This window comes from Planococcus versutus, from assembly GCF_001186155.3.
Classification (GTDB): Bacteria; Bacillota; Bacilli; order Bacillales_A; family Planococcaceae; genus Planococcus; species Planococcus versutus.
Window position 1 is genome coordinate 938,373 of sequence record NZ_CP016540.2, and the last position, 26,628, is coordinate 965,000.

Sequence of the window (26,628 nt, forward strand, 5' to 3'; positions counted from 1 at the left end):
AATCTCTTACAAACATAATATTCCGAAATTTCTATCGGATAGTCAAGTTATTTTTTAAAAATAAATTTTGTATAAGAGTTTAGATTGTTGGGAATTAGGGAAAATTCCTAATAGATATGAAAACTACATGATATTCTTAGGAGGAATTCAGGATGAGTCAAAACAAATTAATGACAGGTTTATTAGTAGGAGCAGCAGTGGGGATTGTTATCTCACTACTCGATAGCAATACTAGAAATGACGTTATTCAAAAATCGAAAAAAGCAACTAGTAGTGCAAAATACTATGCTTCAAATAGAGATGAATTAATGAATGCTTTCCAGCAACAGACGGAAAGAGCGCAAAACCTCTATTCACGTATTTCTGAAGATGCATCTTATGTCGGTAGCAAAGTAAACGAACTGAAAGAAATGTCTCCACAAGTAAAAGAAATGGCGCTCGAAACAAAAGAAGCGTTTATGGATACAAAAGACGCAGTACTAGAAACTAAAGATGATGTGATCTCAGCTGTTAAAGAAGACAATCCATCTCCAACTTCTTCTTTGACTAACAATGACGATTCTTCGTCAAGTTCATCTGATAAATCAGCAGCTTCAAAAAGCACTAACGGGACGGGCAGACAGTCTGACACGAATTCAAATTCTGGGAACCGGTTATAAGCCGATTACTCCTATTAAACCTTCAGGTCAGCATACAGATCAAGTTCGCGTTCACTCAGTCACTTTTGACGTGACCACATCTAAAGGTTTTCTAAAAGAATTGTTACAGCGTATTAAAGACGTCGACGTGCCAGGACTTGGAGCACAGTTGGCGTTTTTTTTCCTCTTATCAATTTTTCCGCTGCTAATATTTTTGGTCACGTTGCTTCCATATTTGACTCTATCTCAAGATGAAATTTTTAGTTTTTTAGAAGATGTGGTACCAGATACGGTGTACTCTTTAATTGAAAGTACATTAATAGAAGTATTAACCACTCAAAACACTGGCTTGTTGTCTTTTGGTATTTTAGCAACCATTTGGTCAGCGAGTCTCGGTATGAATGCTTTAATCAAGTCCTTAAATCTTTCGTACAAAGTTATAGAAGATCGTCCAATTCTCTTAGCACGAGGAATGTCTATCGTTATGACTATTTTGCTCATCTTTATTTTAGTTATAGCTTTAGCATTACCGGTTTTTGGTGAGCAAATTGGTCGATTAATTTTCTCGTATTTGGGATTAGAAGAAGGTTTTCTAGCAATTTGGAACTCTATTCGATTTACCATTCCTGTAATTATTATTTTTGTGGCGTGTACCATTATTTATTGGTTAGCTCCAAACGTAAGAATCAATATTTTGAGTGTTTTGGCAGGCTCTGCTTTTGCTGCAACGGGTTGGTTGTTAACTTCTTATCTGTTTTCGATTTACATCAGCAACTTTGGGAATTTTTCAGCCACGTACGGCAGTATCGGAGGAATTATTGTTTTAATGCTATGGTTATATATATCGGCGATGGTATTAGTAATAGGTGGACAAATTAACGCGGTGATGAAAGAACGTCGTCATTTACTTAAAAAAAGAACTGCCTAAATTTCAGGCAGTTCTTTTTTTATAGATTGCGATTAAGCATACGTAACCCATTCAAAATAACTAAAATTGTACTACCTTCGTGACCAATCACACCAAGAGGAAGCGTAATAACTTGAAAAAAGTTCGAAATGATTAAAAGAATGATAATGGTAACGGAAAAGAAAATATTCTGCTTAACGATACGTTGCATTTTACGTGAAAGTCGAATGGCATAGGCAATGCGTGATAAATCGTTTTTCATCAAGATAACATCTGCAGTCTCCAATGCAATATCAGTTCCAGCGCCCATCGCTATTCCGGTTGTTGCTGTTGCTAAAGCAGGTGCGTCATTAATGCCATCACCTGTCATCGCTACGTATTCATACTTTATTAGCAATTTTTTTATTTCTTCTACTTTATCAGCAGGCATGCACTCTGATATATAGTCATCGACTCCAGTTTCTTTAGCAATAACTGCAGCTGTTGTCCGGTTATCACCTGTCAGCATAGTGCAATAAATACCCATTTGTTCCAACTCTTCAATTGTAGATTTTGTGATATCACGAACTGTATCTTTTAATGCCATAGCAGCAAGAATGCCTTTTTGGTCGCGAACAAAAGTTACTGTTTTTCCTTGGTTAGCTAGTTTTTCCAGTAGGCCGTTTTCAAACGCTGCAGCTAATGGTTCATCAACAAATTTTGGCTTTCCGACTAGAAATTCTTCATCTCCTATGATTGCTTTCAAGCCGTTGCCTGGAATATCTTCAATCAATAGGTTTGGCAATGGAACAATTCCTTGAGCGATAACAAAATCACTAATCGCTTTTGCTAAAGGATGATTAGACTGGGATTCAATCCCTGCAATTAACGCCATTGCAAGTTGAGGATCGGCTCCTTTACGGATGACGAAATCGGTAACTTCGGGCTGACCGCGAGTTAATGTCCCTGTTTTATCAAAAGCAATGGCACGGACCATACTTAAATTTTCCAAGTGCATTCCGCCTTTAAATATGATGCCGGTTTTTGCGCCGTTAGAAATGGCGGCAAGCGTGGCTGGCATAATAGAAGCAACAAGTGCACAAGGAGAAGCCACTACCAGCAAAACCATAGCGCGATAAAACGTGGTGTTCCAATCCCAACCAAAAACATAATGAGGCAAAAATAACATAAGCGAAAAACCAACAAGGACGATTTTTACATAACGGCCTTCAAATCGTTCGATAAATTGCTGGGAAGGAGATTTTTCACTTTGCGCCGATTGAACCAAGTCAATGATTTTTTGAAACAAAGTTTCAGAACTAGGCTTTGTCATCTCCATTGTGACGGTACCTGACAGATTGACTGTTCCAGCAAACAATTCATCTTCTTCATATTTGGAGATGGGGATAGCTTCACCACTGATGGCTGATTCATCGACAGCGCTTTGTCCATTGTGTAAAACTCCATCTACTGGAATTCGCTCGCCAGGCTTCACTACAATAAAATCACCAATCTCCAAGTCGCCAAGAGGGACACGGATCGTTTGTCCATCTCGAGCTAACCAAGCAGCTTCGGGCTGCATTTCCATTAAAGACGTAATTTCTTTCCGGCTTTTATTCATAGTATATGTTTCTAGCGCGCCGCTTAAAGAAAAGATGAAAATCAGTATGGCACCTTCTGCCCAATAGCCGATGATAGAAGAACCAACTGCTGCTAAAATCATTAAGATTTCAACATTTAGTTGCCTGTCCTCTAAAGTTTTCATTATGCCATATTTGGCTTTGGCATAGCCGCCAATTCCAAAAGCCAGCAAAAAAAAGATTACTGAGTAGATAGCGTAATGCTGTAGGTCCAGTACAAAAGCGATAACAATTAAAAATCCCGAAAATAACGATGCGATCAATTCGATATGTGTTTTAAAAAACAGCATACCTGTCACCTTCTTTCCTTTAATGCATCAATCAATAAAAAATATAAAAGATAGGATATAAAAAAAGATTTGCTTGTTTTGTAGCTTATCATATTAGCTCTAGACAAAAGAGCCGATAAATCTGTATCGAGAGCTAAAAGAAAAATCCGCTACCAAGAGGAAACGGATCAATTGATTATAGTTCTTCAGAAGGGCGAGACTGAAATTGTTTCATTTTATCATCCAAATCATCAACCATCGCAATCAAACGATCAATGTCTTCTAATTCTGTGTTTTCAGGTTCGATCGTATCTAAAACTTCTAAAAACATACTTAGTCGTTGCTTCATGTAAGAAACTTGCTGTTCTTTACTCGTAATGGATTTCCCCACTTGATACACCTCATTTCGTTTGTTAATCGTAACGGAAAAACGAATATTTTTCAATAAAGTATAGGCATAATTAATTATTTTACTCAATTAATTATTTTGAATATTTACTTAATGGTAAATTTGTGCTAAGTTAAAGTTAATCAAAAGAGAGGGGAGGCTGAAAGAAATTAGCGAAACCACATCACAGCAGCAAGATATTCGAAGGAGGCGGTTCGCACATTTCATCGGTACTGTAACCGAGAATGCTATTATGAAAGATAATTTAACTGTCTATAAACCATAAAAGGCTCATCCACGATCTGACATCAGATACGGAATGAGTCTTTTATAATGGTTATCGAATCTCGAAAGTTTCAACAATTTCGATTGAATCTTTAACAGATTGAACCATTGAGCAGTTTTTACGCATTAACTCCATAATACGTGGCATCTTTTCTTCTTTAATCGCACCTGTAATAATAAAATGTAAATGTACTTTTTCAACTCGACCTGCTTCTTCATCGTTGCGTACAACTTCTTTCACTTCGATTTGAATATCTTCAAAAGACATCCTCATCTTATCCAACACTTTCCTCATAACGCCACCACTACAAACAGCTAGTGAAGATATTAATAACTGATAAGGTCTAAAACCATATTCCTCATTACTTGAAATTTGGAGATCCCCAAAAGGTAGATGTCCGGTAAACCCATTTTCACTCATTGAAAAATTCATTGCATAACGCCTCCCTATGATAGAATTGTATCTGAAATCTTATTAAACACAAAAGAACAAGCTTATGAGGAGGCATCATGAAATCATATTTTAAAAGTGCCCGTGGACGTTTCTGGACTTTAGTAGCCATTGTTTCTATTTCGGGTTTTTCACAAGGCATGTTATTGCCGTTGATTGCTGTTATTTTTGAACAAGATGGTGTTTCTTCTGCATTAAACGGATTGAGTGCGACAGGATTGTATGTAGGAACGCTTTTAATCGCGCCTTTTATGGAACCGTATTTGCGGAAATTTGGCTATAAGCCATTAATTTTAATAGGTGGTGGACTAGTAATTTTATCGCTTTTTCTTTTTACATTATGGAAGTCTGTCTTGTTTTGGTTTTTATTGCGTATATTGATAGGGATTGGTGACCAGGCTTTGCATTTTTCAACTCAAACTTGGATTACTAGTACATCGCCGCAACATCGCCTCGGTCGCAATATTGCAATTTATGGTATGTCTTTTAGTATCGGTTTTGGAGCGGGTCCTTTGTTTGTACCGATGGTAGAAGTGTTTGAAGCTTTACCCTTTATCGTCTCTGGATTGCTTTGCTTATTAGCATGGTCTTTAGTTTTTTTACTCAAAAATGATTTTCCAGAAGTTACTGGCAGCGCTATGACAGCAAAAGGGACCGTTAGTCGCTTTAAAGCAGCACTACTTATTGCGTGGGTCGCATTTTTGCCACCGCTAGGTTATGGTTTTTTAGAAGCATCACTCAATGCCATTTATCCTGTGTACGCATTGCGTCAATCCATCGAAGTCGGTATGGTGTCGATTATGTTGGCTGCTTTTTCAGCAGGAGCAATTCTCACACAACTGCCACTCGGAAATTTGAGTGATCACATTGGCCGAAAAAAAGTGTTGTTGTTAGCGTTAACTGGGGGAGCAGTTGTCTTTGTAACTTCCAGCTTTTATGAATCGAATGCGTGGTTAACTGTCGGACTTTTTGCGTTAGCTGGCATGTTTGTTGGTTCTACATTTTCACTTGGTATTTCATATATGGCAGATTTAATGCCAAAAGAGTTATTGCCAACAGGTAATTTGTTATGTGGAATTGCATTTAGCATTGGAAGTTTAGCAGGACCCACGATGGGTGGATTGTTTATTCAACACTCTGGAGGGTTAAGTTTCTTGCTACTCATTGCCGGTATTTTACTCGTGATTACACTACCAATTGCATTGAAAAATCCGGTCAAAACAAGTTCTGCCTAGTAAAAAAGCTGAAGCAGAGAGTGAAAACTCTTTGCTTCAGCTTTTTTATTTTAGAACTAACTTTGTTACGGACTCTACTTGAGCAGTTTGCGGGAACATATCTACAGGTTGAATGTATTCAATGTGGTAGATTTTAGTTAGCTGCTGTAGGTCTTTAGCTAAAGTAGAAGGGTTACAAGACGTATAAACAAAACGTTTTGGTTTTACTTTCAAGATAGTTTGCAAGAGTGAATCTGCAAGACCTGTACGTGGTGGGTCCACTGTCAGTACATCTGGAACAAATCCTTCGTTGCTCCAAAGCTCCAGCCATTTTTCAGCAGTCCCGGTAACGTATTTAGCTTTAAAACCTTGTGCTTTCGCATTCGCTTTTGCATCGACCACACTTTCGTGAAGAACGTCCATGCCGCGAATTTCTTTAGCGCTGTCTGCTAACCAAAGTCCAATCGTTCCAACGCCACAATAAGCATCGACCACGGTTTCTATTCCAGTCAGTTCAGCCGCACGTTTAATTTCATCGTATAACTTGACTGTTTGTGTTGGGTTTAACTGAAAAAAAGCGCGTGCCGATAAATCAAATGCCAGTTCACCTAGTTCTTCGTGAATAGTGTCTTTGCCAAACAATGTAATCGTCTCATCTCCAAAGACTAGAGACGTTTTTTCTTTGTTAATATTTTGGACAATGGACACTAAGTTAGTATCAATTTGTTTCAGACGTTCCATTAGTAATTCTTTTTGCGGAATTTTCGAGCGTGTTGTCACTAAAACCAACTGAATTTCGCCCGTTTTAATACCCGTACGTACAACGATCGTGCGCATAATGCCTTTCATTGTTTTGCCATCATATATGGGCATTTTCAATTCTTCCAAAATTCGTTTGACGGCATTTGTTATCACTGTTGTATCTGGGTGTTGAACGATGCATTCATCAATATCCAATAATTGATGAGAGCCTTCAGCAAATAATCCAGCGATTACTTTGGTGCCTTTTAAGCGGGTTTGGAATTGACTTTTGTTGCGATAACGCCAAGGATTTTCCATTCCAATTGTTTTCTCGACGTGAACACTTGTCCCTTTTAAGTAACGTTCTAATGCTTGAAGCACAAGATCCCGTTTTTCAACAAGCTGCTGGTCATAGGTCATGTGCTGCAATTGACAGCCACCACATGCTTCATATATTGGGCAAGGAGGTGCTTGTCGGTGAGGAGATGTCTTCTGAACTTTAATGATGCGTGCTTGTGCAAAATTGCGTTTGACCGTCGTTACTTGCGCCATAACTTCTTCACCTGGTAAAGCCCCAGGCACAAAAACGACGTTGCGCTTAAAATAGCCAATACCTTCACCGTTGATGCCGAGTCGTTTAATCGTCATCGGAATTTTTTGGCCTTCTTCTATACTTGGTTTGTCGTTCATGAATCTCACATCCTTCAGTTAATCATCTCTCCATTATAGTCTTATTTATAAATATCAGCTAGTGCTGATCGTAAATTAGGAAATTTGAATTGGAAACCATGTTGTTCAAGAACTGTGGGTAGCACTTTTTGTCCTTCAAGTACAAGTTGGCTTTTATCACCTAAAATTGCTTTCATCGCAATTGACGGAACCGGGATCCAATGCGGTCTTCCAAGTGCATGTGCAATTTCTTTGCCAAATTCTTTCATTTGTTTCGGATGTGGTGCTGTCACATTAAAAGCACCACTTAACTGATCGTTATCAAGCGCAAAGATCAATGCGCGTGCAACATCTTTAATATGAATCCACGAAAGCCATTGCTTACCAGAACCTACTGTACCCCCTGCAAACATTTTGTAAGGTAAAGCCATTAACGGCAGAGCTCCTGCATTTTTTCCTAGAATAATACCAAAACGACCACAGGCTACACGCAATCCATCTTTTTCAGCGCGTTGAGCTAATATTTCCCAGTCACGAACTGTTTGTGCTAGAAAATCAGAACCAAGGTCTGCCGAAGCTTCTGTGTAAGTTACAGTTTGAGATGGTGGATAAATTCCAACTGCACTAGCATTTACTAGCACTTTTGGTTTGTTTTCTAGTTTATGAATAATCCGCAGCAATTCAGTTGTTGCGTCCATACGACTCGAGTAAATTAGTTTTTTCTGTTCGTCACTCCAGCGACCGTCGTTTATAGAAGCCCCAGCTAAATTAATAAAAGCATCAATATTTTCGAGTTGTTTTTCTGGAACCGCATCATCAGACAACCACTTTACGTATGTAATAGAATCAGTAGCATTTTTTTCTTTCCGAGACAAAATAACCACTTTATCACCTCTAGCAGTTAATTGTCGAATCAATTCTTGACCAACAAATCCAGTACCACCTGTAATTGCTATTTTCATATCAAACGCCTCCTATTTCTTTTAGCATACCCTTTAATGCACCAAGCTATGTCACTGTATGCTTGAAAGGTGTATAATATAAAAAGAAGAGAGGTGCCAGTAAATGCCGATTATTTCAAAAATCACACAGGGGAAAAAAAACCCTGAAAGGTATAATGTCTTTTTCGAAGATAAATATGCTTTTAGCGTGGATGAAGCGGTGCTTATCAGGTATCAGCTGACAAAAGGCAAAGAGCTTGATCAATGGACCATCGAAGAAGTTAACTTCGAAGACGAAGTCCGAAAAGCCTATAATAAAGCGCTTTACTACCTTGGTTTCCGTATGCGAAGCGAAGGAGAAGTACGTCAAAAGTTAAAAGAAAAAGAATACGGGGATGCCGTCATAGATGAAGCTGTTAAAAAATTATATGTCCATAGTTTTCTGGACGATCAGCAATTTTCAGAAGCGCTAATGAAGACTCAAATCAAGTCAGGCAAAAAAGGACCACGTGCGATTCAGCAAGATATGCAAAAGAGAGGAATTGATAAACAAATGCAAAAAGATGTTTTAGATTCCTATTCAGAAGAAGAACAATTAGAAGTGGCAAAAGGTCTTGCAGAAAAAATTGCGTTAAAAGAAAAAATGAAAACACCTAGTCAAATCAATCAAAAAATTAGTGATACGTTGATGAGGAAGGGCTATAACTATGCCTTAATTAAATTAGCAATAGAAGACTTAAATTTTGAAAAAGACGATAACCAATGGTCAGAAATGATTGCAGTACAAGGAGACAAATTATGGCGCAAGCACAGTTCAAAACTGACAGGCTATGATTTGAAATCGAAAGTAAAGCAAGGACTCTATCAAAAAGGTTTCCCAAGTGAAGTAATCAATGATTATTTAGACAAAAAGGAGCTTGAAGATGACTGAACAAAAGCCGTATAGTGATATGACAGAGCATGAACTTCGTGGAGAAATTGCTCGTTTGAAAGAAAAAGCCAGAAAAGCTGAACAACTAGGTATTGTAAATGAGTTTGCAGTACTTGAGCGAAAAGCAGTAATGGCAGCAGCTTATTTACTAGATCCTGCTGATTTTAAAAAAGGTGAAGTATACCGCATCGAAGGAGATCCCAATGTCTATTTCCAAATCGATTATTTAAAAGGTCGATTTGCTTGGGGGTACCGCATGAGTGGAGAAAAACATACGGAAGCGTTGCCAATTTCCATGCTACGCCCGTTGAAAGAAGGGAAATAAGTATATGAAAGAAATTATCGAGCAACTGACAATCGAATTATTAGAAAAAAATCCAAACCTTGCTGAAGAAAAAGCACGCACTTGGATTGAGCTGCTAGCATCTGATTTTGAATCATCATACGCTAAAGCTGGATATGACTATCAAGGTACAGCAGTAGTTGAAAAAGTAATGCGTCAATGGATTGATAGCTACGGTGATAAAATTCATGAATTTGCCGGAACCAACCCGAAGTACGCACATCTGCTAAATGACTAATAGAATCTAGGCGCTGAAGCCTGGACAGAAAAGCGCAAGCGGCTGTGTAGATTTGAACTCTCTGCTTTTAAGCAAAAAGAAGAAAACGCGCACCCGAGGGTGTGCGTTTTCTAGTTGTGACTGTAATCCAATTTTTTTCTTAATTTGTCTTCACTGAATATCCAACCAGTATAAGAATTGAGAATTTTGCAATCCTTATCCATATGCACTACCGCAACAAATGGATAATAGTCGTTGCTCCGATAACGTAAATCAATCAATCGTACTTCATAAATGTTGCCATACTCATTAATTTCCCAGCGATACAGAGGCGAGAAGGAAATGAACGCAGCCATATTTTTATCTTTCAATGCAGCTTGAATCATATTATTATCAGGCAATTCTTTTTTCATAAACTTGTCGTAAATATTAATCGCTCGTCCATAAGCACGACCCACGTAATGATGGCGATCAGTATCAGCTGCGATACGCCAGTGGAAAAAGCGCATAGTTGGTGCAACAAAGACTTTATCAGTGCCGGGAATGGTATTCCGAACAGCTTGTTTAATAGCAGCTTGTACTGCAAAGCGAACCAAGTAATAAATAAACATGGAGATATACAAAACACTCATTGTCCAAACAGGGTTAGCGCCGAATGCCCATATTGTCAAAGCGAGTACGTGTGCCCCGAAAATAATCGGGTCAAATGTATTAACCACCCCGAGAGCAATCCACCGATTAGAGATTGGTCTTAATGCCTGCGTGCCGTAGGAGTTAAAAATATCAACGAAAACATGCATAAAGACGGCTAAGAAAGACCAAAGCCACAAATGTAGAAGATTAGCTTCTGGGAAAAATAAGGAAAGTCCACCTGTAATCAATATTGGCCACAAAATGACAGCAGGAATTGAATGTGTTGCACCTCTGTGGTGACGAATATAAACAGCGTTATCGCGCAATTTTAAAACAGTATCTACATCCGGCGCTAAAGAACCGATAATCACACCGGAAATGACAGCGGTCATGGTAACGGGGTTGCTAGCGACAACTGGGTCAGCCAGTGCAAAGCCACCAAGGGCAATGCCCATGACAATGTGTGTACCTGTATCCATTGTCTAATCCCCCCTTTCAAAAGAAGTTATATTTATGGAAAACCTAAAATTTTTGTTAAAATAAAAGCATTCCTCAGTTTCATATATACCCGAAGTGGAACTGGAATAATCAAGCTGAACGGAGGATCTGGTCATTATACTTAAAAAAACAGAATTTCAAAATGACTTAATTAGCTGGTTTTTAGCAGAAAAGAGAGACTTACCTTGGAGACGGACTGCAGATCCTTATCAAATTTGGATTTCAGAAATCATGCTTCAGCAGACACGAGTAGATACCGTCATCCCTTATTATAAACGCTTTGTCGAAAAATTTCCTACTTTGAACGAGTTAGCAGAAGCAGATGAACAAATTTTACTAAAGCAATGGGAAGGACTAGGCTATTATTCCCGTGCACGAAACTTACAGGCTGGTGTAAAAGAAGTTGCTGAAAAGTATGGCGGAATTGTGCCGAACACTCGAAAAGAAATTTCATCGTTAAAAGGCGTGGGTCCATATACTGCAGGAGCTGTGCTGAGTATCGCATACGGTATTCCAGAACATGCAGTCGACGGCAACGTGATGCGTGTATTGTCACGAATTTTATTAATTGAAGAAGATATCGCTAAACCAAAAACACGCAAAATCTTCGAAGAGGCGGTTACTGAAATCATTAGTCACGAAGACCCTTCTTCGTTCAACCAAGGATTGATGGAATTGGGCGCGTTGATTTGTACACCTACTTCTCCAAAATGTTTGTTATGCCCTGTACGTGAACATTGTTCAGCGTTTTACGAGGGAAAACAAAACGAATTGCCAATTAAATCTAAAGCCAAAAAAACTAAATCATTACAATACGCAATGATAGCAATACGCCACAACAATCGTTTCTTAATGGAACAACGTCCGACTACAGGATTGTTAGCAAGTATGTGGCAATTTCCATTACTTGAAACAGCTATAGATGTCTTGCCTTTAGAAATCGAAGAGCAATTATCAGAAAATTTGAAAGGCGTTGTAAACAAAGCTGAAAAAATTACTTCTTTTAAACATGTCTTTTCTCATTTAGTATGGAATGTGGATGGCTTTATTGCCGAAAGTGAAAATATTATTGCGCCTGCTGACATGAGATGGGTGACTGCAGAAGAATTAGACTTACTACCGATTGCAGGACCTGTTCAAAAAATGAAGGCAGCTTTACAGCAAAGAGGAGATGTTTGATGATGACAGAACAAAAAGTAGCATTAGTAACAGGTAGTAGCAAGGGGCTTGGTAAAGCGCTCGCAATCGCACTTGCAGACCAAGGATATGATATTGTTGTCAATTACGCACGCAGCAAAACTGCTGCACTTGAAACTGTAAAAGAAATCGAAGCACGAGGACAAAAAGCTTTGCTAGTGCGTGCTAATGTAGGAGATGTCGAGAAACTGCGTGGCATGTTCCAAACCATTAAAGAAGAATTTGGCCGTTTAGATGTTTTTGTGTCTAATGCAGCCTCTGGTGTTTTACGGCCGATTATGGAACTAGAAGAGTCTCACTGGGACTGGACGATGAACATTAACGCAAGAGCTATGTTGTTTGGTGCTCAAGAAGCTGCGAAATTAATGGACAAAGGCGGAAAAATAATCGGTATCAGTTCATTAGGTTCGATTCGTTATTTAGAAAATTATACGACAATTGGTGTTTCGAAAGCTGCTGTAGAATCACTTACGCGTTATTTAGCTGTAGAAATGGCGCCACTTGGAATCGCGGTCAATACGGTATCTGGTGGAGCGCTTGATACAGATGCTTTAAAGCATTTTCCGAACCGTGACGATTTATTGAATGATGCACGCTTGAACACACCGGCAGGTCGGATGGTTGAAGTTGACGATATGGTCAAAGCAGCGTTATTTTTGATTTCCTCTGACTCGGACATGATCCGCGGTCAGACACTAATTGTCGATGGCGGACGTTCAGTCGTTATGTAATCTTTGGTCCTTATGCCTTATTGCTGTATGTTTTCAGAATTGATTGATATAATACTGAAATAGCAGATAAACAAAGGCTTAGACAAGAAGGTGGGATAGTACATGGCGATTCCTGCGGAGGGTGAAACAATCCAAATCCACAGTTACAAGCACAACGGTCGCATCCACCGTGTCTGGCAGGAAACAACTGTACTGAAAGGTACGAATAACATTATAATTGGTGCAAATGAACGGACGCTAGTGACAGAATCTGATGGACGAACTTGGTTGACGCGTGAACCTTCAATTTGTTATTTTCACGCAGAGCATTGGTTCAACATCATCTGCATGCTCCGAGAAGACGGTGTTTATTATTATTGCAATGTCAGTTCTCCATTTGTTTATAATAATGGCTCGTTAAAATACATCGATTATGACTTGGATGTAAAAGTGTTTCCAGACATGTCTTACACGTTATTGGATGAAGACGAATATGAAGACCATAAGCGACAAATGGGGTATCCTGAAGTAATTGATCAAATTCTTTACCGAAACGTAGACAAATTGATCGGTTGGATCAAACAACGTAAAGGACCGTTTGCTCAGGACTTTATCGATGTATGGACGAACCGCTATGAATTTCATAGGTTAAATCGGATTCGTGATTAACATAAAAACCTGTTGCTAGCCGACAGGTTTTTCGTTTTGAATAGAAAGGAGTGAAAAATTTGAGTAGTATGAAACGCTATATGCAATTTGTCAAACCGTATTATTGGCAAATTGCACTGACAATCGTCATCGGCATATTCAAGTTTGCCATTCCGCTGTTTATTCCGTTGCTGATTAAAATCGTTATTGATGATATCATCGGAGCGGATGCTCTATCAAATGCAGAAAAGTTAGAGCAATTGTACTTATGGCTAGGTGGAACGGCAATTGTCTTTTTCTTGTTACGACCGCCAATTGAATATTTCCGCCAGTATTATGCACAATATGTTAGTAATAAAATTCTCTACGATGTTCGAGGCTATTTATACGGACATTTGCAACGTCTGAGCTTGCGTTACTATTCAAATACACGAGCGGGCGAAATTATTTCACGTGTTATTAACGACGTTGAGCAAACGAAAAATTTTGTCATGATTGGTTTAATGAACGTCTGGCTAGACCTTGCGACGATTATAATTGCCATCATTATTATGTTGACGATGGATGTTTCATTAACCATTGTTGCTTTACTAGCGTTTCCGTTTTATGCATTCAGCGTCAAGTATTTCTTTGGGAGACTACGGGATTTAACACGCGAACGCTCTCAAGCATTAGCAAACGTTCAAAGTTATTTACACGAGCGAGTTCAAGGCATGAGCATTATTAAAAGTTTTGCTTTAGAAAAGCAAGAACAGAAAATTTTCAATGAGACCAATGATCAGTTTTTAGAAAAAGCAATTGATCATACGAAATGGAATGCAAAAGCATTCGCAGTTGTAAATACGATTACGGATGTTGCTCCTTTATTGGTTATTGGGTATGCGGGATACCAAGTGATTCAAGAAAATTTAACATTAGGTACGATGGTCGCATTTATCGCTTATATTGAAAGGCTATATAATCCATTACGCCGATTGGTCAATTCATCAACAACTTTGGTTCAATCGTTGGCTTCTATGGATCGGGTTTTTGAATTAATAGATGAAGACTATGATGTAACTGATAAAGAAAATGCACAAGATTTAAAAGTAGTTGATGGTAAGTTGGAGTTTCGAAATGTCTTTTTCCACTATAATGATGGTGGAACTGAGGTGCTGACTGACTTAAACTTTACTGTGAAACCTGGTGACACTGTTGCACTTGTAGGAATGAGTGGTGGTGGGAAATCAACAATCGTCTCATTGATTCCGCGATTTTACGATGTAACAAGTGGTGGAATTTACATGGATGATCATGATTTGCGTGACGTGACGACTCATACATTACGAGATCAAATTGGATTAGTTTTGCAGGATTCTATTCTTTTTAGCGACTCTGTAAAAACGAATATTCTTATGGGAAAACCAGAAGCGACAGATGAAGAAGTAATTGCTGCAGCAAAAGCAGCAAATGCAGATGCATTTATTTCTCAGTTGCCTGAAGGCTATGATACAAAAGTTGGTGAACGTGGTGTGAAACTTTCAGGAGGACAAAAACAACGTGTAGCAATTGCGCGAGTATTCCTAAAAAATCCGCCAATTCTTATTTTAGATGAAGCAACATCTGCACTGGATCTTGAAAGTGAGGCGTTAATTCAAGAATCATTAGAGCGCTTAGCACATGATAGAACGACATTGATTGTTGCACACAGGCTATCAACAATTACTCACGCAGACCAAATTCTTGTAATTGACAACGGTAAGTTGGCTGAAAATGGCACACATGATGAATTAATGAAGCAACAAGGTGTTTATTATAACTTGTTCCAAGTTCAACATTTTAATTGATTAAGAGAAGAGCGCCTGATATTTGGGTGCTCTTTTTCTATACTTATAACTAGAGGTATAATCAAAAAAGATATTGCATTAATAATAATATTACGTATAATTGAACTAAGAAGAATTTTCTGAAAATCATTGTGTGCAAAAGGGGGAGCCTCATGAATGAACGTAAAATCATCTTAGACGTTAAAGGTTTACAAACATCCTTTTTCACAGATGATGGAGAGATACCAGCAGTAGATAATGTTGATTTCTATATAAGAGAAGGTGAAGTTCTAGGAATTGTGGGTGAATCAGGATGCGGTAAAAGTGTCACATCACTTTCCATAATGGGCTTAGTTCCAAGTCCACCAGGTGAAATTACAAATGGTGAGATTTTATTTCAAGATAAAGATTTAACGAAATTATCCGAAAAAGAAATGAGGGGAATCAGAGGGAACGACATCGCGATGATTTTCCAAGAACCTATGACTTCTTTAAACCCACTTTTCACAATTGGTAATCAGCTTCGCGAAGCGATTAAAATTCATAAAAAAGACTGGTCAAAAAAACAAGTTCAAGAACGAGCAATTGAAATGATGAATTTAGTTGGCTTGCCTCGACCAGAAGGTTTGATGAAAGACTATCCACATCAACTATCAGGCGGAATGCGTCAGCGTGTTATGATTGCCATGGCTTTGCTGTGTGATCCTAAAGTATTGATTGCGGATGAGCCAACAACAGCACTCGATGTAACAATTCAATCTCAAATTTTGAAATTAATCAAAAATTTAAATGAACGTTTAAATACAGCTGTGTTGTTAATTACACATGACTTGGGCGTAGTCGCTGAATCGTGTGAGCGCGTAGTTGTTATGTACGCAGGAAAAGTGGTTGAAGAAGGACCAGTTCATACGATTTTTAAAGATCCACAACATCCATATACAAAAGGATTACTTGAGTCGGTTCCAGATATGCGCTTTAAAAAAGAGCGGCTTTACTCAATTCCTGGTAACGTTCCAAAACCAGGCACGATAAAAACAGGATGTAAATTTGCTGCACGTTGTGAATATGCATTTGATCGTTGTTTTGTAGAAACACCCGAACTGTACCAGACAGCAGATGATCATCAAACTCGCTGTTTCCTATTTGATCCGAAGGAGGTACAGGCCCATGACAGAACCGTTGTTAAAAGTTGAAGGTTTAAAAAAGTACTTTCCAATTAAATCGGGACTTTTAGGGAAAGTTAACAATCATGTAAAAGCAGTTGATGATGTGTCTTTCACTGTTCAAGAAGGTGAAACATTGGGGATTGTTGGAGAATCAGGTTGTGGGAAATCAACAACGGGACGCATGTTAATGCGTCTACTTGAGCCAACCGAAGGTAATGTTACATTTGACGGTCAAGAATTGACTAGTTTGACAAATAGCGAAATGCGCAAAGTGCGTCGTGATATTCAAATGGTCTTTCAAGATCCATATGCTTCATTAAATCCACGCCATACCATTGAGAAAATTTTAATGGAACCGCTTAATGTTCATGATATAGGCGATCCGAAAGAACGAAAACGAAAAGTGCATGAGTTTTTGGAAATCGTTGGCTTGAGTAGTTACCACGCAAAACGATACCCACACCAATTTAGTGGAGGGCAAAGGCAACGTATTGGAATTGCACGTGCTTTGATGACAAATCCGAAACTGATTATCGCAGATGAACCCGTTTCAGCACTTGACGTATCAATTCAAGCACAAGTATTAAACTTGATGCAGGATTTACAAAGAGATTTAAAACTCACTTATATTTTTATCGCTCATGATTTAGGTGTGGTTCGTCACATTAGCGATCGTGTAGGTGTAATGTATCTTGGGAAAATGGCAGAACTTGCTAGTACTGAAGACTTATACGAAAAACCGTTGCATCCCTATACGCAAGCATTACTAGCTGCTGTACCAGTTCCGGATCCAGAGTTTGTCCGAGAAGAAGTTGTTATTTCGGGAGATGTACCAAGTCCTGCAAATCCACCGAGTGGCTGTAGATTCCATACACGCTGTCCTTTTAAAATGGATATTTGCTCCGAAGTTGTACCGATTTTTGCAGAAGTTGAAAAAGGTCATTCTGTTGCCTGTCATCTTTACGAAGAGTCCAGGCCACAATGATAATAAATAGAAAAAACGGAGGGGTTAATTTGGGGAAGAAAAAGTTCTTAACATGGTCATTATTATTACTTCTACTTGTTTCCACAGCTCTTTTTGGCTGTAGTTCTGACAAAGAGTCAGAAGAAAGTGGCGGTAGTGAAGGCGGATCTACTGAAGAGAAAACGTTGATTTTTGGACGAGGTGGAGATTCAGTTTCACTTGATCCCATTACCGTTACAGACGGCGAATCATTTAAAGTAACGAAAAACATTTTTGATACCTTAGTCAATTTTGGTGAACAAGATACAGAAATCGAAGCGGGATTGGCTTCGAAATGGGAACCTTCTGAAGATGGATTAACGTATACATTTACTTTGCAAGAAGGCGTGAAATTCCATGACGACACTGATTTTAATGCAGAAGCTGTTGTCAAAAACTTTGAACGTTGGGCTGCTGGAGACGGTGAGCAATTCCCGTATTACGGTTCAATGTTCGGTGGATACGGTGATGATGAAGGACATGTAATTGATTCTGTTAAAGCAACAGGTGATTACGAAGTTGTGTTCACATTAAAACGTCCACAAGCACCATTCCTTAAAAACTTGGCTATGAGCCCATTCGCAATTGCTTCACCAACTGCAATTGAAAAAGCTGGCGACTCATTTGGAGATAACCCGGTTGGAACAGGACCATTTAAATTTGTTGAATGGAAACGTAACGACACAATTACCATTGAAAAATTTGACGATTACTGGGTAGATGGTGAGCCGAAATTAGACCAAGTCGTATTCCGTGCGATCCCTGATAACTCAGCTCGTTTAAACGCATTATTGTCAGGCGAAATCGACTTGGCAGACGGCATTACGCCTTCTGATGGTAAGACAATCGAAGGAGACGACAATCTTCAATTGTTTGAACGTCCATCTATGAACGTAGGCTACCTTGGAATGACAGTAACACGTGAACCATTTGACGATCCAAAAGTTCGTCAAGCGGTAAACCATGCCATTGACAAGCAAGCAATTGTAGACGCATTTTTCGAAGGGCGCGCAGAAGTTGCGAAAAACCCAATTCCGCCAGTAATTAGCGGATATAACGATGATATTGAAGAATATGAATATAGCCCTGAAAAAGCAAAAGAGTTATTAGCAGAAGCAGGTCTTCCAGATGGTTTTGAAATGGAACTTTATGCAATGCCAGTTCCACGTCCTTATATGCCTGATGGTCAAAAAGTAGCGGAAGCAATTCAAAAGAACTTAGCTGATGTAGGCATAACAGCTAAAATCGTATCATTTGAATGGGCTACGTATCTTGAAAAAGCTGCAAACGGAGAAGCTGATGCATTCTTACTCGGATGGACTGGTGATAACGGAGATGCAGATAACTTCTTATACGCATTACTTGATCAAGACAACGTTGGTACAAACAACTATACGTACTATGAAAACCAAGAACTGCATGATCTTTTAATTAAAGCACAATCAGAAGTTGATGAAGACGTACGAAATGACTTGTACAAGCAAGCTCAAGAAATCATTCATGATGATGCTCCTTGGGTACCGCTTGCGCACTCTACACCATTATTAGCTGGCGGAAAAAATGTGATTAATTTCAAAGCACATCCAACAGGTTCTGATAAATTGGCTGGAGTGGATTTGGAGTAGGCAATTTATGGGGGAAGTCTGGATGATTTCCTCCCCTTTTTTTTACTGTTATACATATTGTAAGAGATGGAGAGGTGAAGAAGATGCTTCACTATATTGGCAGAAGACTTTTACAGCTAATTCCCGTATTACTAGGTATGACGTTTATCGTATTTATGATCATTCGGGCGATTCCGGGTGACCCTGCACAAGTTATTCTGGGTCAGCAAGCATCAGAAGAAGCAATAAAGGCATTGAGAACAAATCTTGGCTTGGACAATCCATGGTATATTCAATACTTTGATTACCTCAAAGGACTGGTTACTGGAGATTTGGGAGAATCACTACGCACAAGAACGCCAGTAGTGGATGAAGTTTGGCCCTACTTAGCTGCAACCATTGAGTTATCATTATTCGCTATCATAATCGCTGTTATTATTGGAATCAATGCAGGAATTATTTCAGCGTGGTTCCAAAACTCATGGTTTGACTATTTAGCGATGATTATTGCGTTAGTTGGTGTATCAATGCCGATTTTCTGGCTTGGATTGATGAACCAGTGGATCTTCTCGATTGAGCTTGGGATTTTACCAACGACAGGTCGTGAGAATGTTCGTGATCCGGTCGACGTCATGACCGGTTTCTATGTAATTGATACATTGATTGCAGGGAATTTTGATCAGCTTTCTACAGTATTAAAACACCTTGTTCTACCAGGTACAGCTTTGGCAACAATACCAATGGCGATCATTGCCAGAATGACACGTTCTAGTATGCTAGAAGTAATGCGTTCAGATTACGTAAGAACAGCTCGTTCAAAAGGATTGTCAATGTTTTGGGTAGTTTATAAACATGCACTTAAGAATGCGATTATTCCGGTATTGACGATTATTGGTCTGCAAATGGGGCTATTACTTGGGGGTGCCATTCTGACAGAAACTATTTTCGGATGGCCAGGAATCGGTCGTTATATTTATGAAGCAATTGGCTTCCGTGATTACCCAGTTATACAGTCCGGAATATTAATTGTTGCATTTATTTTTGTTATGATTAATCTATTTGTCGATTTGCTTTATGGCTTGGTTGATCCACGCATCAAATATGACTAGGAAGGGGGAGACGTATTATGGCTGAAACAGTAGTCAAACAAGATCAACAAGAGATGCAAAAAGTCGCTGGTCCTTGGAAAGAGGCGTGGCGAGGTTTCCGTAAAAGTAAAGTAGCAGTTGTTGGAATGGGAATTGTTATCTTCTTTGTTTTGTTAGCAATTTTCGGACCGCTATTTACACCACAGGGCATCAATGCACAAAATTTGTCTCAACGGCTCATGCCTCCTTCTTCTACGCATTGGATGGGGACTGACGATTTTGGTCGTGATATTTTATCGCGTGTAGTATACGGTGCACGGATCTCATTATGGGTTGGCTTTTTAGCAGTTATTGGATCTGTTATTGTTGGAAGTATTTTAGGGATTTTGGCAGGCTATTACGGACGTTGGGTAGATACGATTATTTCGCGCATCTTTGATATCATGTTAGCGTTCCCAAGTATCTTACTCGCAATCGCCGTTGTATCAGTTCTTGGACCTTCTTTACGAAATGCGCTAATTGCAATTGCCATTATCAACGTTCCAAACTTTGGACGTTTGATTCGTTCGAAAGTATTGAGTATTAAAGAAGATGAATATATCATGTCAGCAAAAGCGATTGGTATGAAAGATAATCGGATTCTGGTTTCGCATATTCTTCCCAACTCAATGGCTCCTGTTATTGTTCAAGGAACATTAGCCATTGCAACTGCAATTATTGAAGCTGCAGCACTTGGATTCCTAGGATTGGGCGCACAAGCACCTTCTCCGGAATGGGGGAAAATGCTGGCAGACTCGCGTTCGTATTTAACAAATGCGCCGTGGACGATGATTTTCCCAGGTGTCGCAATCATGTTGACTGTTCTTGGGTTTAACTTGATGGGTGACGGATTACGTGACGCGTTAGATCCGCGAATGAAGTCATAAAAAAACGTGTGAGGCAAAGGCCTCACACGTTTTTTTATATAAAGTTTTCAAGATCACTATCTACTTCATCGGAATGATAATTCAAATACGCGATAATGAGTAAATCCAAATGTTCGAGCTGTTCTTCGTAATCCAAAATTGCTGATAACACATGCATTAAATGATAAACCGAAAATTCATCTTCATGTTCTTCATGTGCTAAGTTTATTTCTTTTATAAAAATGGCCATTACTTCGTTACGTTTCAGAATGGCATCCTTGCCAGAACCTTCACTATGTTCAGGTCGTAATTTACCTACATACTTCATGTACAGCTGTTCGTGGTAACTAGCTAAACTTTCTAAACGTTCTTGTATCATCATATGAAAATGTTGAGGTAGCTCCATCAATTCGTTTTCGAACCGATTAAGTCTTCTCAATACTTCTAAGCTTTTTTTTGATGTGGCGATCATTTGACGATACAGAACCAGTTTTCGTGCCTTTATATATTGTTGCTTTTTGGTATAACTTCGTTCTTCTTTGTAAAACGAATACCATTGATCTACTTGTACTAACTTATCTGCCAGTTTCTCAATATCTTCTTTAACAGAGATGTGATCAGATGCGTGACGAATGGAAACACGAATCCAACGAATGACTTCTTCACTTACGGAATGGATAGAAGAAAGTAATCGATTTTCATATTTGGGTGGTAAGAATATCATGTTCACAATAAATGCCGATATGATACCGAGAAGCACCGTGCCAAACCGTAAAGATGCAAAGGTTAGAAAGTCAATGGAATGAGAATCCATAATGATAATGATCGTTACCAAAGTAAGGGGAACGGGTTTATCCAGCTTCAATTTCAGCATGACAACAATTGCTAAGATAGCTGCTGCACCAATAGTAAAGTAATTACTACCAAGAGTTAATACAAAAATAATAGCTATTGCTGCACCAATCAAATTTCCATAAATTTGGTCGAGTAAAGTTAGATAAGACCGATAGATAGATGGTTGGATAGCAAAAATTGCTGCTACCCCTGCAAAAACAGGGGAAGGCAATCCTAATAAGTCGGCCAAGAACAAAGCCATAGAAATAGCCACGCCAGTTTTAAAAATACGTGCACCTAATTTCATCTACTTAAGGACTCCTTCCTTAAAAAATTTACTTTCTCTAATTATAACTGTTTAAATGCTTCACGTACCGCTTGAACAGAAAAATCTATATCTTCTTCTGTATGTTCAGTCGTTAAAAACCAGGCTTCATATTTTGATGGGGCTAAATTGATTCCTTGTTCGAGCATTAATTTAAAGAAGCGCCCAAAAATTTCACCATCAGATTTTTCAGCTTGTTCGTAATTTTCAACTGTTAGATCAGTAAAGTAAATCGTTAATGCTCCTTTCAAGCGATTAACAGTAATGGTTACATGATATTCTTCGGCAGCTGCCAAAATGCCTTTTTCTAGCTTTGCTCCGAGGTAATCCATTTTTTCGTAAATTCCCTCTTCGCGAAGTACTTCTAAACATGCGATTCCTGCTTGAATTGAAGCCGGATTTCCAGCCATTGTACCAGCTTGGTAAGCAGGACCTAGAGGTGCAACGGTTTCCATGATTTCTTTTTTGCCGCCGTACGCACCAATTGGTAAACCGCCACCAATAATTTTTCCAAGAGCTGTGAGATCAGGTATTAGTCCAAGCATATCTTGAGCACCACCATAATGGAAACGGAAAGCAGTAATGACTTCATCATAAACAATTAAAGCACCTTTTTCATGGGCAATGCGATGAACTTCTTTTAGATAGCCTTCTTTTGGTTCAACGATACCAAAATTACCGACAATTGGTTCAACGAGAAGACAGGCAATTTCTTCTCCCCATTGATCCATAGCTTTTGAAAATGCATCGATGTCGTTAAATGGAATTGTTACAACTTCTTCTGCGATAGATTTTGGAACACCTGCTGAATCTGGAATTCCCAGAGTTGCAGGCCCTGATCCAGCAGCTACAAGCACTAAATCAGAGTGACCGTGGTAACAACCCGCAAATTTCATGATTTTTGTTCTTCCGGTGTAAGCACGGGAAACACGAATTGTTGTCATTACAGCTTCTGTGCCACTATTTACAAAACGCACCTTTTCCATGTTAGGCATAGCTTTTTTCAACATCTTAGCGAAAGTAATTTCGTGGCGTGTTGGAGTTCCGTAAAGTAGACCTGTTTCTGCAGCGTGTGTAATAGCCTTTGTGATGTGAGGGTGTGCATGTCCTGTGATAATCGGCCCATAAGCTGCAAGATAGTCTATGTATTTATTGCCATCAACGTCCCAAAAATAAGCGCCTTTGCCACGTTCCATAGCAATAGGGGAACCGCCGCCCACTGCTTTAAACGATCTTGATGGACTGTTAACACCACCTACAATATGTTCTAATGCTTCTTTATGCAGTTCTTCTGATGTGAAATGATTCATTAAGTAAATGCCTCCTATTGATTGGACTCTTCTTTATTGTAGACAACCTTATTCCGAAACGCCAAAGAAATTGAAACTGGGCTCAGTGTTCGGTACGATAAGAGTAAGAAAAGGAGTGGTGGAAATGACTGTAGTAGAAGGTATGCAAGCACCAGGATTTTCATTAAAAAACGAAGTAGGAGAGATTATTTCACTAAAAGATTTTGCTGGTAATAAATACGTAGTTCTTTATTTTTATCCAAAAGACATGACTCCAGGTTGTACAACACAAGCTTGTGATTTCCGTGATGCCGAAGCTAATTTTTCCGAACTTAATGCAGTGATTTTGGGCGTGAGTGGAGATTCAGAAGATCAACATACGCAATTTATTGAAAAGCACGGTTTGCCTTTTTCATTATTAGTAGATGAAGATCATCAAGTGTCTGAAGACTATGGTGTTTGGGTAGAGAAGAATATGTACGGCAAAAAATTAATGGGTATTGAACGTTCGACTTACTTGATTGATCCGACAGGAATAATTGTCAAAGCTTGGCACAAAGTGAAAGTATCCAATCATATTCAGGATGTTTTGAAAACCTTAAAGTTAGTTAGTAAGCAATAAGGAGGAAGACGTTGATGGAAATTTTATTTACATTTGTCCCGAGAGAAGATCAGCAAGAAAGAGTGAAAAAAGCATTTCCGGAAGTTGAGTTTTATTTCCTCGATCGAGATAAAACAAGGCTTTCATCTGCTAATATTATTGTGACATATGGAGAAGACTTAACAGCAGAGGATATCAAATCTGCTGAAAAGGTAGAGTGGATTATGGTTGCTAGTGCGGGTATTGAAAAGCTTCCGCATAAAGCCATTGAAAAACGTGGAATTACGGTTTCAAATGTAAAAGGGATTCACAAAACACCAATGGCTGAATCTGTTTTGGCTCATTTGTTAGCGTTAAAACGTACGTTACCAGAAATTTATCAAAATCAACAAAAACATCTATGGAATAAAAAAATGAGCTCTTCAGAGTTAAATGGCACGACAGCATTAATTCTTGGTCCGGGAGCGATTGGATCAGAAATTGGTCGTTTGCTCCAAGCTTTTGGGGTCAATACGATTGGCTGTAACCGCTCAGGAAATCAGGCTCCAAATATGGACGAGATGATTTCGTTAGATAAGATTCTAGACAAGTTGCCTCTAGCCGATTATGTCATTTCAGTGTTGCCAAGCACGCAAGAAACTCAGCAACTTTTAGGCAAAGAGCATTTCAATGCGATGAAGCAAACGGCAATCTTTATGAACTTTGGTCGCGGGGACTTATTTGCAGAAACGGTTCTTCTAAAGGCATTACAGCAAAAAGAAATTGCTTTTGCTGTGTTGGATGTATTCGAACAAGAGCCACTTCCGGAAGATCATGTGTTTTGGTCAATGAATAGAGTTGTCGTGTCACCGCATATCTCTAGCAAATCTGGTAAGTATGTAGATCGCACACTCGATATTTTTATTCCGAATCTTAAAAAATGGCTTGCCGATCGATCTGTTCCAACCAATTTAGTCGACATGGAAAAGGGGTATTAATCATGAAGATTTATACGAAAACTGGCGACAAAGGCACTACTTCACTTGTGTATGGAACAAGAGTAGCGAAAAATGATGCAGTAGTTGAAGCATACGGTACATGCGACGAAGCCAATACATTGATTGGGCTAGCAGTTGGATACTTGGATTCCGAATTTTTTAATGAAAAAAGAGATTTCCTTGAAATTTTTCATGAAATTCAAACATCTTTATTCCATGTAGGAGCGGAACTTGCTACACCTGCGAAAAAAGAAGTCAAGTGGAAACTAGCAGAACAAGATATTGCTAAACTAGAACAATGGATCGATCATTACGACGCTAAAGTGCCTGGCCTTACTAATTTCATCTTACCTGGAGGGCATCCATCTGGAGCAACACTTCATGTGGTAAGAACTGTTGTTAGAAGAGCAGAGCGCACAGTGCTATCAATTGAAACCGAAGTTTCACCAAATGTATTAGCGTATTTAAATCGCTTATCTGACTTTTTGTTTGTCGCTGCACGTTTAGTAAATCAACGACTCGGACGAATTGAAAAAGGATTACACGAAAAGTAAGCAAAGAATCGCATGACAAACGGCGATAATATAGTGATTTCTTGACACCTGACACTTTGATTAGGTACACTGTTTATAACGATTACAATGTAAGAGTATCTATGAAGTGAGGTGCACGGCGATGTCTGAAGTACAATTAAAAGACGCGCTTGATGCTTTGAAGTTAACGGGTGTAAGAATCACGCCCCAACGTCATGCGATTTTGGAGTATATGATTCACTCAACAAATCACCCAACAGCAGATGACATTTATCGCGCGCTTGAAAAAACGTTTCCTAATATGAGTGTTGCAACTGTTTATAATAATTTACGTGTGTTCAGAAAAGCAGGTCTGGTAAAAGAATTAACTTATGGAGATTCCTCGAGCCGTTTCGACTTTGTTACAAATGACCATTATCATATTATCTGCAATGATTGCGGAAAAATAGTTGATTTTCATTACCCTGGACTTGATGAAGTAGAACATTTAGCTTCACATGTCACTGGATTTGAAGTAGATTACCATCGTCTTGAAATTTATGGAACATGCCAAGACTGTGTAGGGAAAACGGCGAAAGCACAATAAAAACATCCAGCGAAAATTCGCTGGATGTTTTTATTGTTGTGAACTTTTTTTATTGTAGTCTTGATCAAACTCTCTGCCTTCAAGCGAACGATCCATCGTTAACGGTTCATTGCAGTGCATGCAAATATCTACGCGGCCAAGCATTTTTGTGTGTTTTCCACAATTTGGACATTCCACAGGTATGGTTTTCATAGACAGTAAACCGATCCATGCATAAACACCGGTACTTCCGATAATCGCGACAACACCTAGTAGCATGAAAATCACCATCACAATTGGGTGATTTCTAAAGTAAATCCCTACATACATAATGACAATGCCGATAAAGATTAATGCTAACGCAAACGTACGAATACGATTGATTTTATTTTTATAAGGTTTCATGGTTTATTTCCTCCTTGCATTCATCATACTATATCATAAACACGCTTAAAAAGTGATATCGGTTTTCAAATGAAGGAATCCGCAATAAATATGTCGAAATAGAGAAAAGCAGAAGCTGATACATATAGTTCTGATGTCCGGTAAAAGGAAATGGTAGAGACCTGCAATGAAAATGAGCTGAAATTTATAACTAACCAGTCTGTGAAGCTCAAGTGCAGAATGCGATAGA

General features: G+C 38.9%; 28 protein-coding genes. 19 read left to right on the top strand and 9 right to left on the bottom strand.

Annotated features, from left to right (window positions below; translation table 11 throughout):
• Window positions 1-152 precede the first annotated feature (152 nt).
• Together I858_RS04650 and I858_RS04655 are read left to right on the top strand one after the other, a co-directional pair.
• Complete coding sequence (locus I858_RS04650; protein WP_049694506.1) at window positions 153-659, top strand: YtxH domain-containing protein; 507 nt, start codon at window positions 153-155, stop codon at window positions 657-659.
• Window positions 553-1,566 carry a YihY/virulence factor BrkB family protein gene (locus I858_RS04655; RefSeq protein ID WP_338046074.1) on the top strand — a complete coding sequence of 338 codons (1,014 nt, stop codon included), beginning with the start codon at window positions 553-555 and terminating at the stop codon, window positions 1,564-1,566. Before I858_RS04650 ends, I858_RS04655 begins: the two co-directional genes overlap by 107 nt.
• Window positions 1,567-1,585: 19 nt before the next feature.
• Here the strand turns inward: I858_RS04655 and I858_RS04660 are convergent, their stop codons facing one another.
• The 3 genes from I858_RS04660 to I858_RS04670 all read right to left on the bottom strand — a co-directional run bounded on the left by I858_RS04660 (window position 1,586) and on the right by I858_RS04670 (window position 4,539).
• Window positions 1,586-3,454 carry a heavy metal translocating P-type ATPase gene (locus I858_RS04660; RefSeq protein WP_049694505.1) on the bottom strand — a complete coding sequence of 623 codons (1,869 nt, stop codon included), beginning with the start codon at window positions 3,452-3,454 and terminating at the stop codon, window positions 1,586-1,588.
• A gap of 175 nt (window positions 3,455-3,629) precedes the next feature.
• Window positions 3,630-3,824, bottom strand: coding sequence for an SE1561 family protein (locus I858_RS04665; protein ID WP_049694504.1), 195 nt, complete (start codon window positions 3,822-3,824; stop codon window positions 3,630-3,632).
• A gap of 334 nt (window positions 3,825-4,158) precedes the next feature.
• Window positions 4,159-4,539, bottom strand: a complete 381-nt coding sequence (locus tag I858_RS04670; RefSeq protein ID WP_049694503.1) for an OsmC family protein — start codon at window positions 4,537-4,539, stop codon at window positions 4,159-4,161.
• A gap of 77 nt (window positions 4,540-4,616) precedes the next feature.
• Here I858_RS04670 and I858_RS04675 point away from each other — a divergent pair, with 77 nt between their 5' ends.
• Window positions 4,617-5,792, top strand: coding sequence for an MFS transporter (locus I858_RS04675; protein WP_049694502.1), 1,176 nt, complete (start codon window positions 4,617-4,619; stop codon window positions 5,790-5,792).
• 45 nt (window positions 5,793-5,837) lie between these two features.
• Here the strand turns inward: I858_RS04675 and rlmD are convergent, their stop codons facing one another.
• Both rlmD and I858_RS04685 read right to left on the bottom strand, forming a co-directional pair.
• A complete protein-coding gene (gene rlmD, locus I858_RS04680) occupies window positions 5,838-7,202 on the bottom strand; it encodes a 23S rRNA (uracil(1939)-C(5))-methyltransferase RlmD (protein WP_049694501.1) in 1,365 nt (454 codons plus the stop codon).
• Window positions 7,203-7,243: 41 nt separating this feature from the next.
• Window positions 7,244-8,143, bottom strand: coding sequence for a TIGR01777 family oxidoreductase (locus I858_RS04685; protein WP_049694500.1), 900 nt, complete (start codon window positions 8,141-8,143; stop codon window positions 7,244-7,246).
• A gap of 103 nt (window positions 8,144-8,246) precedes the next feature.
• Between I858_RS04685 and recX the strand changes: the two genes are divergently transcribed.
• The 3 genes from recX to I858_RS04700 are packed head-to-tail and all read left to right on the top strand — an operon-like array spanning window position 8,247 to window position 9,634.
• Window positions 8,247-9,053 (top strand): recombination regulator RecX, encoded by an 807-nt coding sequence (gene recX / locus I858_RS04690; protein ID WP_049694499.1) that lies wholly within the window; start codon window positions 8,247-8,249, stop codon window positions 9,051-9,053.
• On the top strand, window positions 9,046-9,378 hold the full coding sequence (locus tag I858_RS04695) for a YfhH family protein (protein ID WP_049694498.1): 333 nt from the start codon (window positions 9,046-9,048) through the stop codon (window positions 9,376-9,378). Before recX ends, I858_RS04695 begins: the two co-directional genes overlap by 8 nt.
• Before the next feature lie 4 nt (window positions 9,379-9,382).
• Window positions 9,383-9,634 carry a YfhJ family protein gene (locus tag I858_RS04700; protein WP_049694497.1) on the top strand — a complete coding sequence of 84 codons (252 nt, stop codon included), beginning with the start codon at window positions 9,383-9,385 and terminating at the stop codon, window positions 9,632-9,634.
• A gap of 110 nt (window positions 9,635-9,744) precedes the next feature.
• Here I858_RS04700 and I858_RS04705 read toward each other — a convergent pair whose 3' ends face one another.
• Window positions 9,745-10,725, bottom strand: coding sequence for a metal-dependent hydrolase (locus I858_RS04705; RefSeq protein WP_049694496.1), 981 nt, complete (start codon window positions 10,723-10,725; stop codon window positions 9,745-9,747).
• Between the two features lie 169 nt (window positions 10,726-10,894).
• Here I858_RS04705 and mutY point away from each other — a divergent pair, with 169 nt between their 5' ends.
• The 9 genes from mutY to nikC all read left to right on the top strand — a co-directional run bounded on the left by mutY (window position 10,895) and on the right by nikC (window position 20,891).
• On the top strand, window positions 10,895-11,923 hold the full coding sequence (gene mutY, locus I858_RS04710; protein WP_071645348.1) for an A/G-specific adenine glycosylase: 1,029 nt from the start codon (window positions 10,895-10,897) through the stop codon (window positions 11,921-11,923).
• A 2-nt stretch (window positions 11,924-11,925) separates the two neighbouring features.
• Window positions 11,926-12,672 carry an enoyl-[acyl-carrier-protein] reductase FabL gene (gene fabL, locus I858_RS04715; RefSeq protein WP_049694509.1) on the top strand — a complete coding sequence of 249 codons (747 nt, stop codon included), beginning with the start codon at window positions 11,926-11,928 and terminating at the stop codon, window positions 12,670-12,672.
• Between the two features lie 102 nt (window positions 12,673-12,774).
• Complete coding sequence (ntdP, locus tag I858_RS04720; RefSeq protein ID WP_049694494.1) at window positions 12,775-13,320, top strand: nucleoside tri-diphosphate phosphatase; 546 nt, start codon at window positions 12,775-12,777, stop codon at window positions 13,318-13,320.
• A 59-nt stretch (window positions 13,321-13,379) separates the two neighbouring features.
• Complete coding sequence (locus I858_RS04725; RefSeq protein ID WP_049694493.1) at window positions 13,380-15,125, top strand: ABC transporter ATP-binding protein; 1,746 nt, start codon at window positions 13,380-13,382, stop codon at window positions 15,123-15,125.
• A gap of 152 nt (window positions 15,126-15,277) precedes the next feature.
• A complete protein-coding gene (locus tag I858_RS04730; protein WP_049694492.1) occupies window positions 15,278-16,297 on the top strand; it encodes an ABC transporter ATP-binding protein in 1,020 nt (339 codons plus the stop codon).
• A complete protein-coding gene (locus I858_RS04735; protein ID WP_049694491.1) occupies window positions 16,272-17,255 on the top strand; it encodes an ABC transporter ATP-binding protein in 984 nt (327 codons plus the stop codon). The genes I858_RS04730 and I858_RS04735 overlap by 26 nt, the downstream gene beginning before the upstream one ends.
• Before the next feature lie 29 nt (window positions 17,256-17,284).
• Window positions 17,285-18,898, top strand: coding sequence for an ABC transporter substrate-binding protein (locus I858_RS04740; RefSeq protein ID WP_065524406.1), 1,614 nt, complete (start codon window positions 17,285-17,287; stop codon window positions 18,896-18,898).
• A gap of 83 nt (window positions 18,899-18,981) precedes the next feature.
• Window positions 18,982-19,986 carry an ABC transporter permease gene (locus I858_RS04745; protein ID WP_049694223.1) on the top strand — a complete coding sequence of 335 codons (1,005 nt, stop codon included), beginning with the start codon at window positions 18,982-18,984 and terminating at the stop codon, window positions 19,984-19,986.
• Window positions 19,987-20,003: 17 nt separating this feature from the next.
• Window positions 20,004-20,891: a nickel transporter permease gene (gene nikC, locus I858_RS04750; protein WP_049694224.1), complete on the top strand. Its 888-nt coding sequence runs from the start codon at window positions 20,004-20,006 to the stop codon at window positions 20,889-20,891.
• A 34-nt stretch (window positions 20,892-20,925) separates the two neighbouring features.
• Here the strand turns inward: nikC and I858_RS04755 are convergent, their stop codons facing one another.
• Window positions 20,926-22,011, bottom strand: a complete 1,086-nt coding sequence (locus I858_RS04755; RefSeq protein ID WP_049694225.1) for an FUSC family protein — start codon at window positions 22,009-22,011, stop codon at window positions 20,926-20,928.
• Window positions 22,012-22,052: 41 nt separating this feature from the next.
• On the bottom strand, window positions 22,053-23,339 hold the full coding sequence (locus tag I858_RS04760; RefSeq protein ID WP_049694226.1) for a glutamate-1-semialdehyde 2,1-aminomutase: 1,287 nt from the start codon (window positions 23,337-23,339) through the stop codon (window positions 22,053-22,055).
• Between the two features lie 124 nt (window positions 23,340-23,463).
• On the opposite strand from I858_RS04760, the gene bcp reads away from it, so the two are divergent.
• The 4 genes from bcp to perR all read left to right on the top strand — a co-directional run bounded on the left by bcp (window position 23,464) and on the right by perR (window position 26,015).
• The gene (gene bcp / locus I858_RS04765; protein WP_049694227.1) at window positions 23,464-23,940 is read left to right on the top strand and encodes a thioredoxin-dependent thiol peroxidase; all 477 of its coding nucleotides are present in this window, start codon (window positions 23,464-23,466) and stop codon (window positions 23,938-23,940) included.
• A 14-nt stretch (window positions 23,941-23,954) separates the two neighbouring features.
• A complete protein-coding gene (locus I858_RS04770) occupies window positions 23,955-24,896 on the top strand; it encodes a D-2-hydroxyacid dehydrogenase (RefSeq protein ID WP_049694228.1) in 942 nt (313 codons plus the stop codon).
• A gap of 2 nt (window positions 24,897-24,898) precedes the next feature.
• The gene (locus I858_RS04775) at window positions 24,899-25,450 is read left to right on the top strand and encodes a cob(I)yrinic acid a,c-diamide adenosyltransferase (protein WP_049694229.1); all 552 of its coding nucleotides are present in this window, start codon (window positions 24,899-24,901) and stop codon (window positions 25,448-25,450) included.
• 121 nt (window positions 25,451-25,571) lie between these two features.
• Window positions 25,572-26,015 (top strand): peroxide-responsive transcriptional repressor PerR, encoded by a 444-nt coding sequence (gene perR, locus I858_RS04780; protein WP_049694230.1) that lies wholly within the window; start codon window positions 25,572-25,574, stop codon window positions 26,013-26,015.
• A gap of 30 nt (window positions 26,016-26,045) precedes the next feature.
• Here perR and I858_RS04785 read toward each other — a convergent pair whose 3' ends face one another.
• Window positions 26,046-26,399: a YgzB family protein gene (locus I858_RS04785; RefSeq protein WP_049694231.1), complete on the bottom strand. Its 354-nt coding sequence runs from the start codon at window positions 26,397-26,399 to the stop codon at window positions 26,046-26,048.
• Window positions 26,400-26,628: the final 229 nt, after the last annotated feature.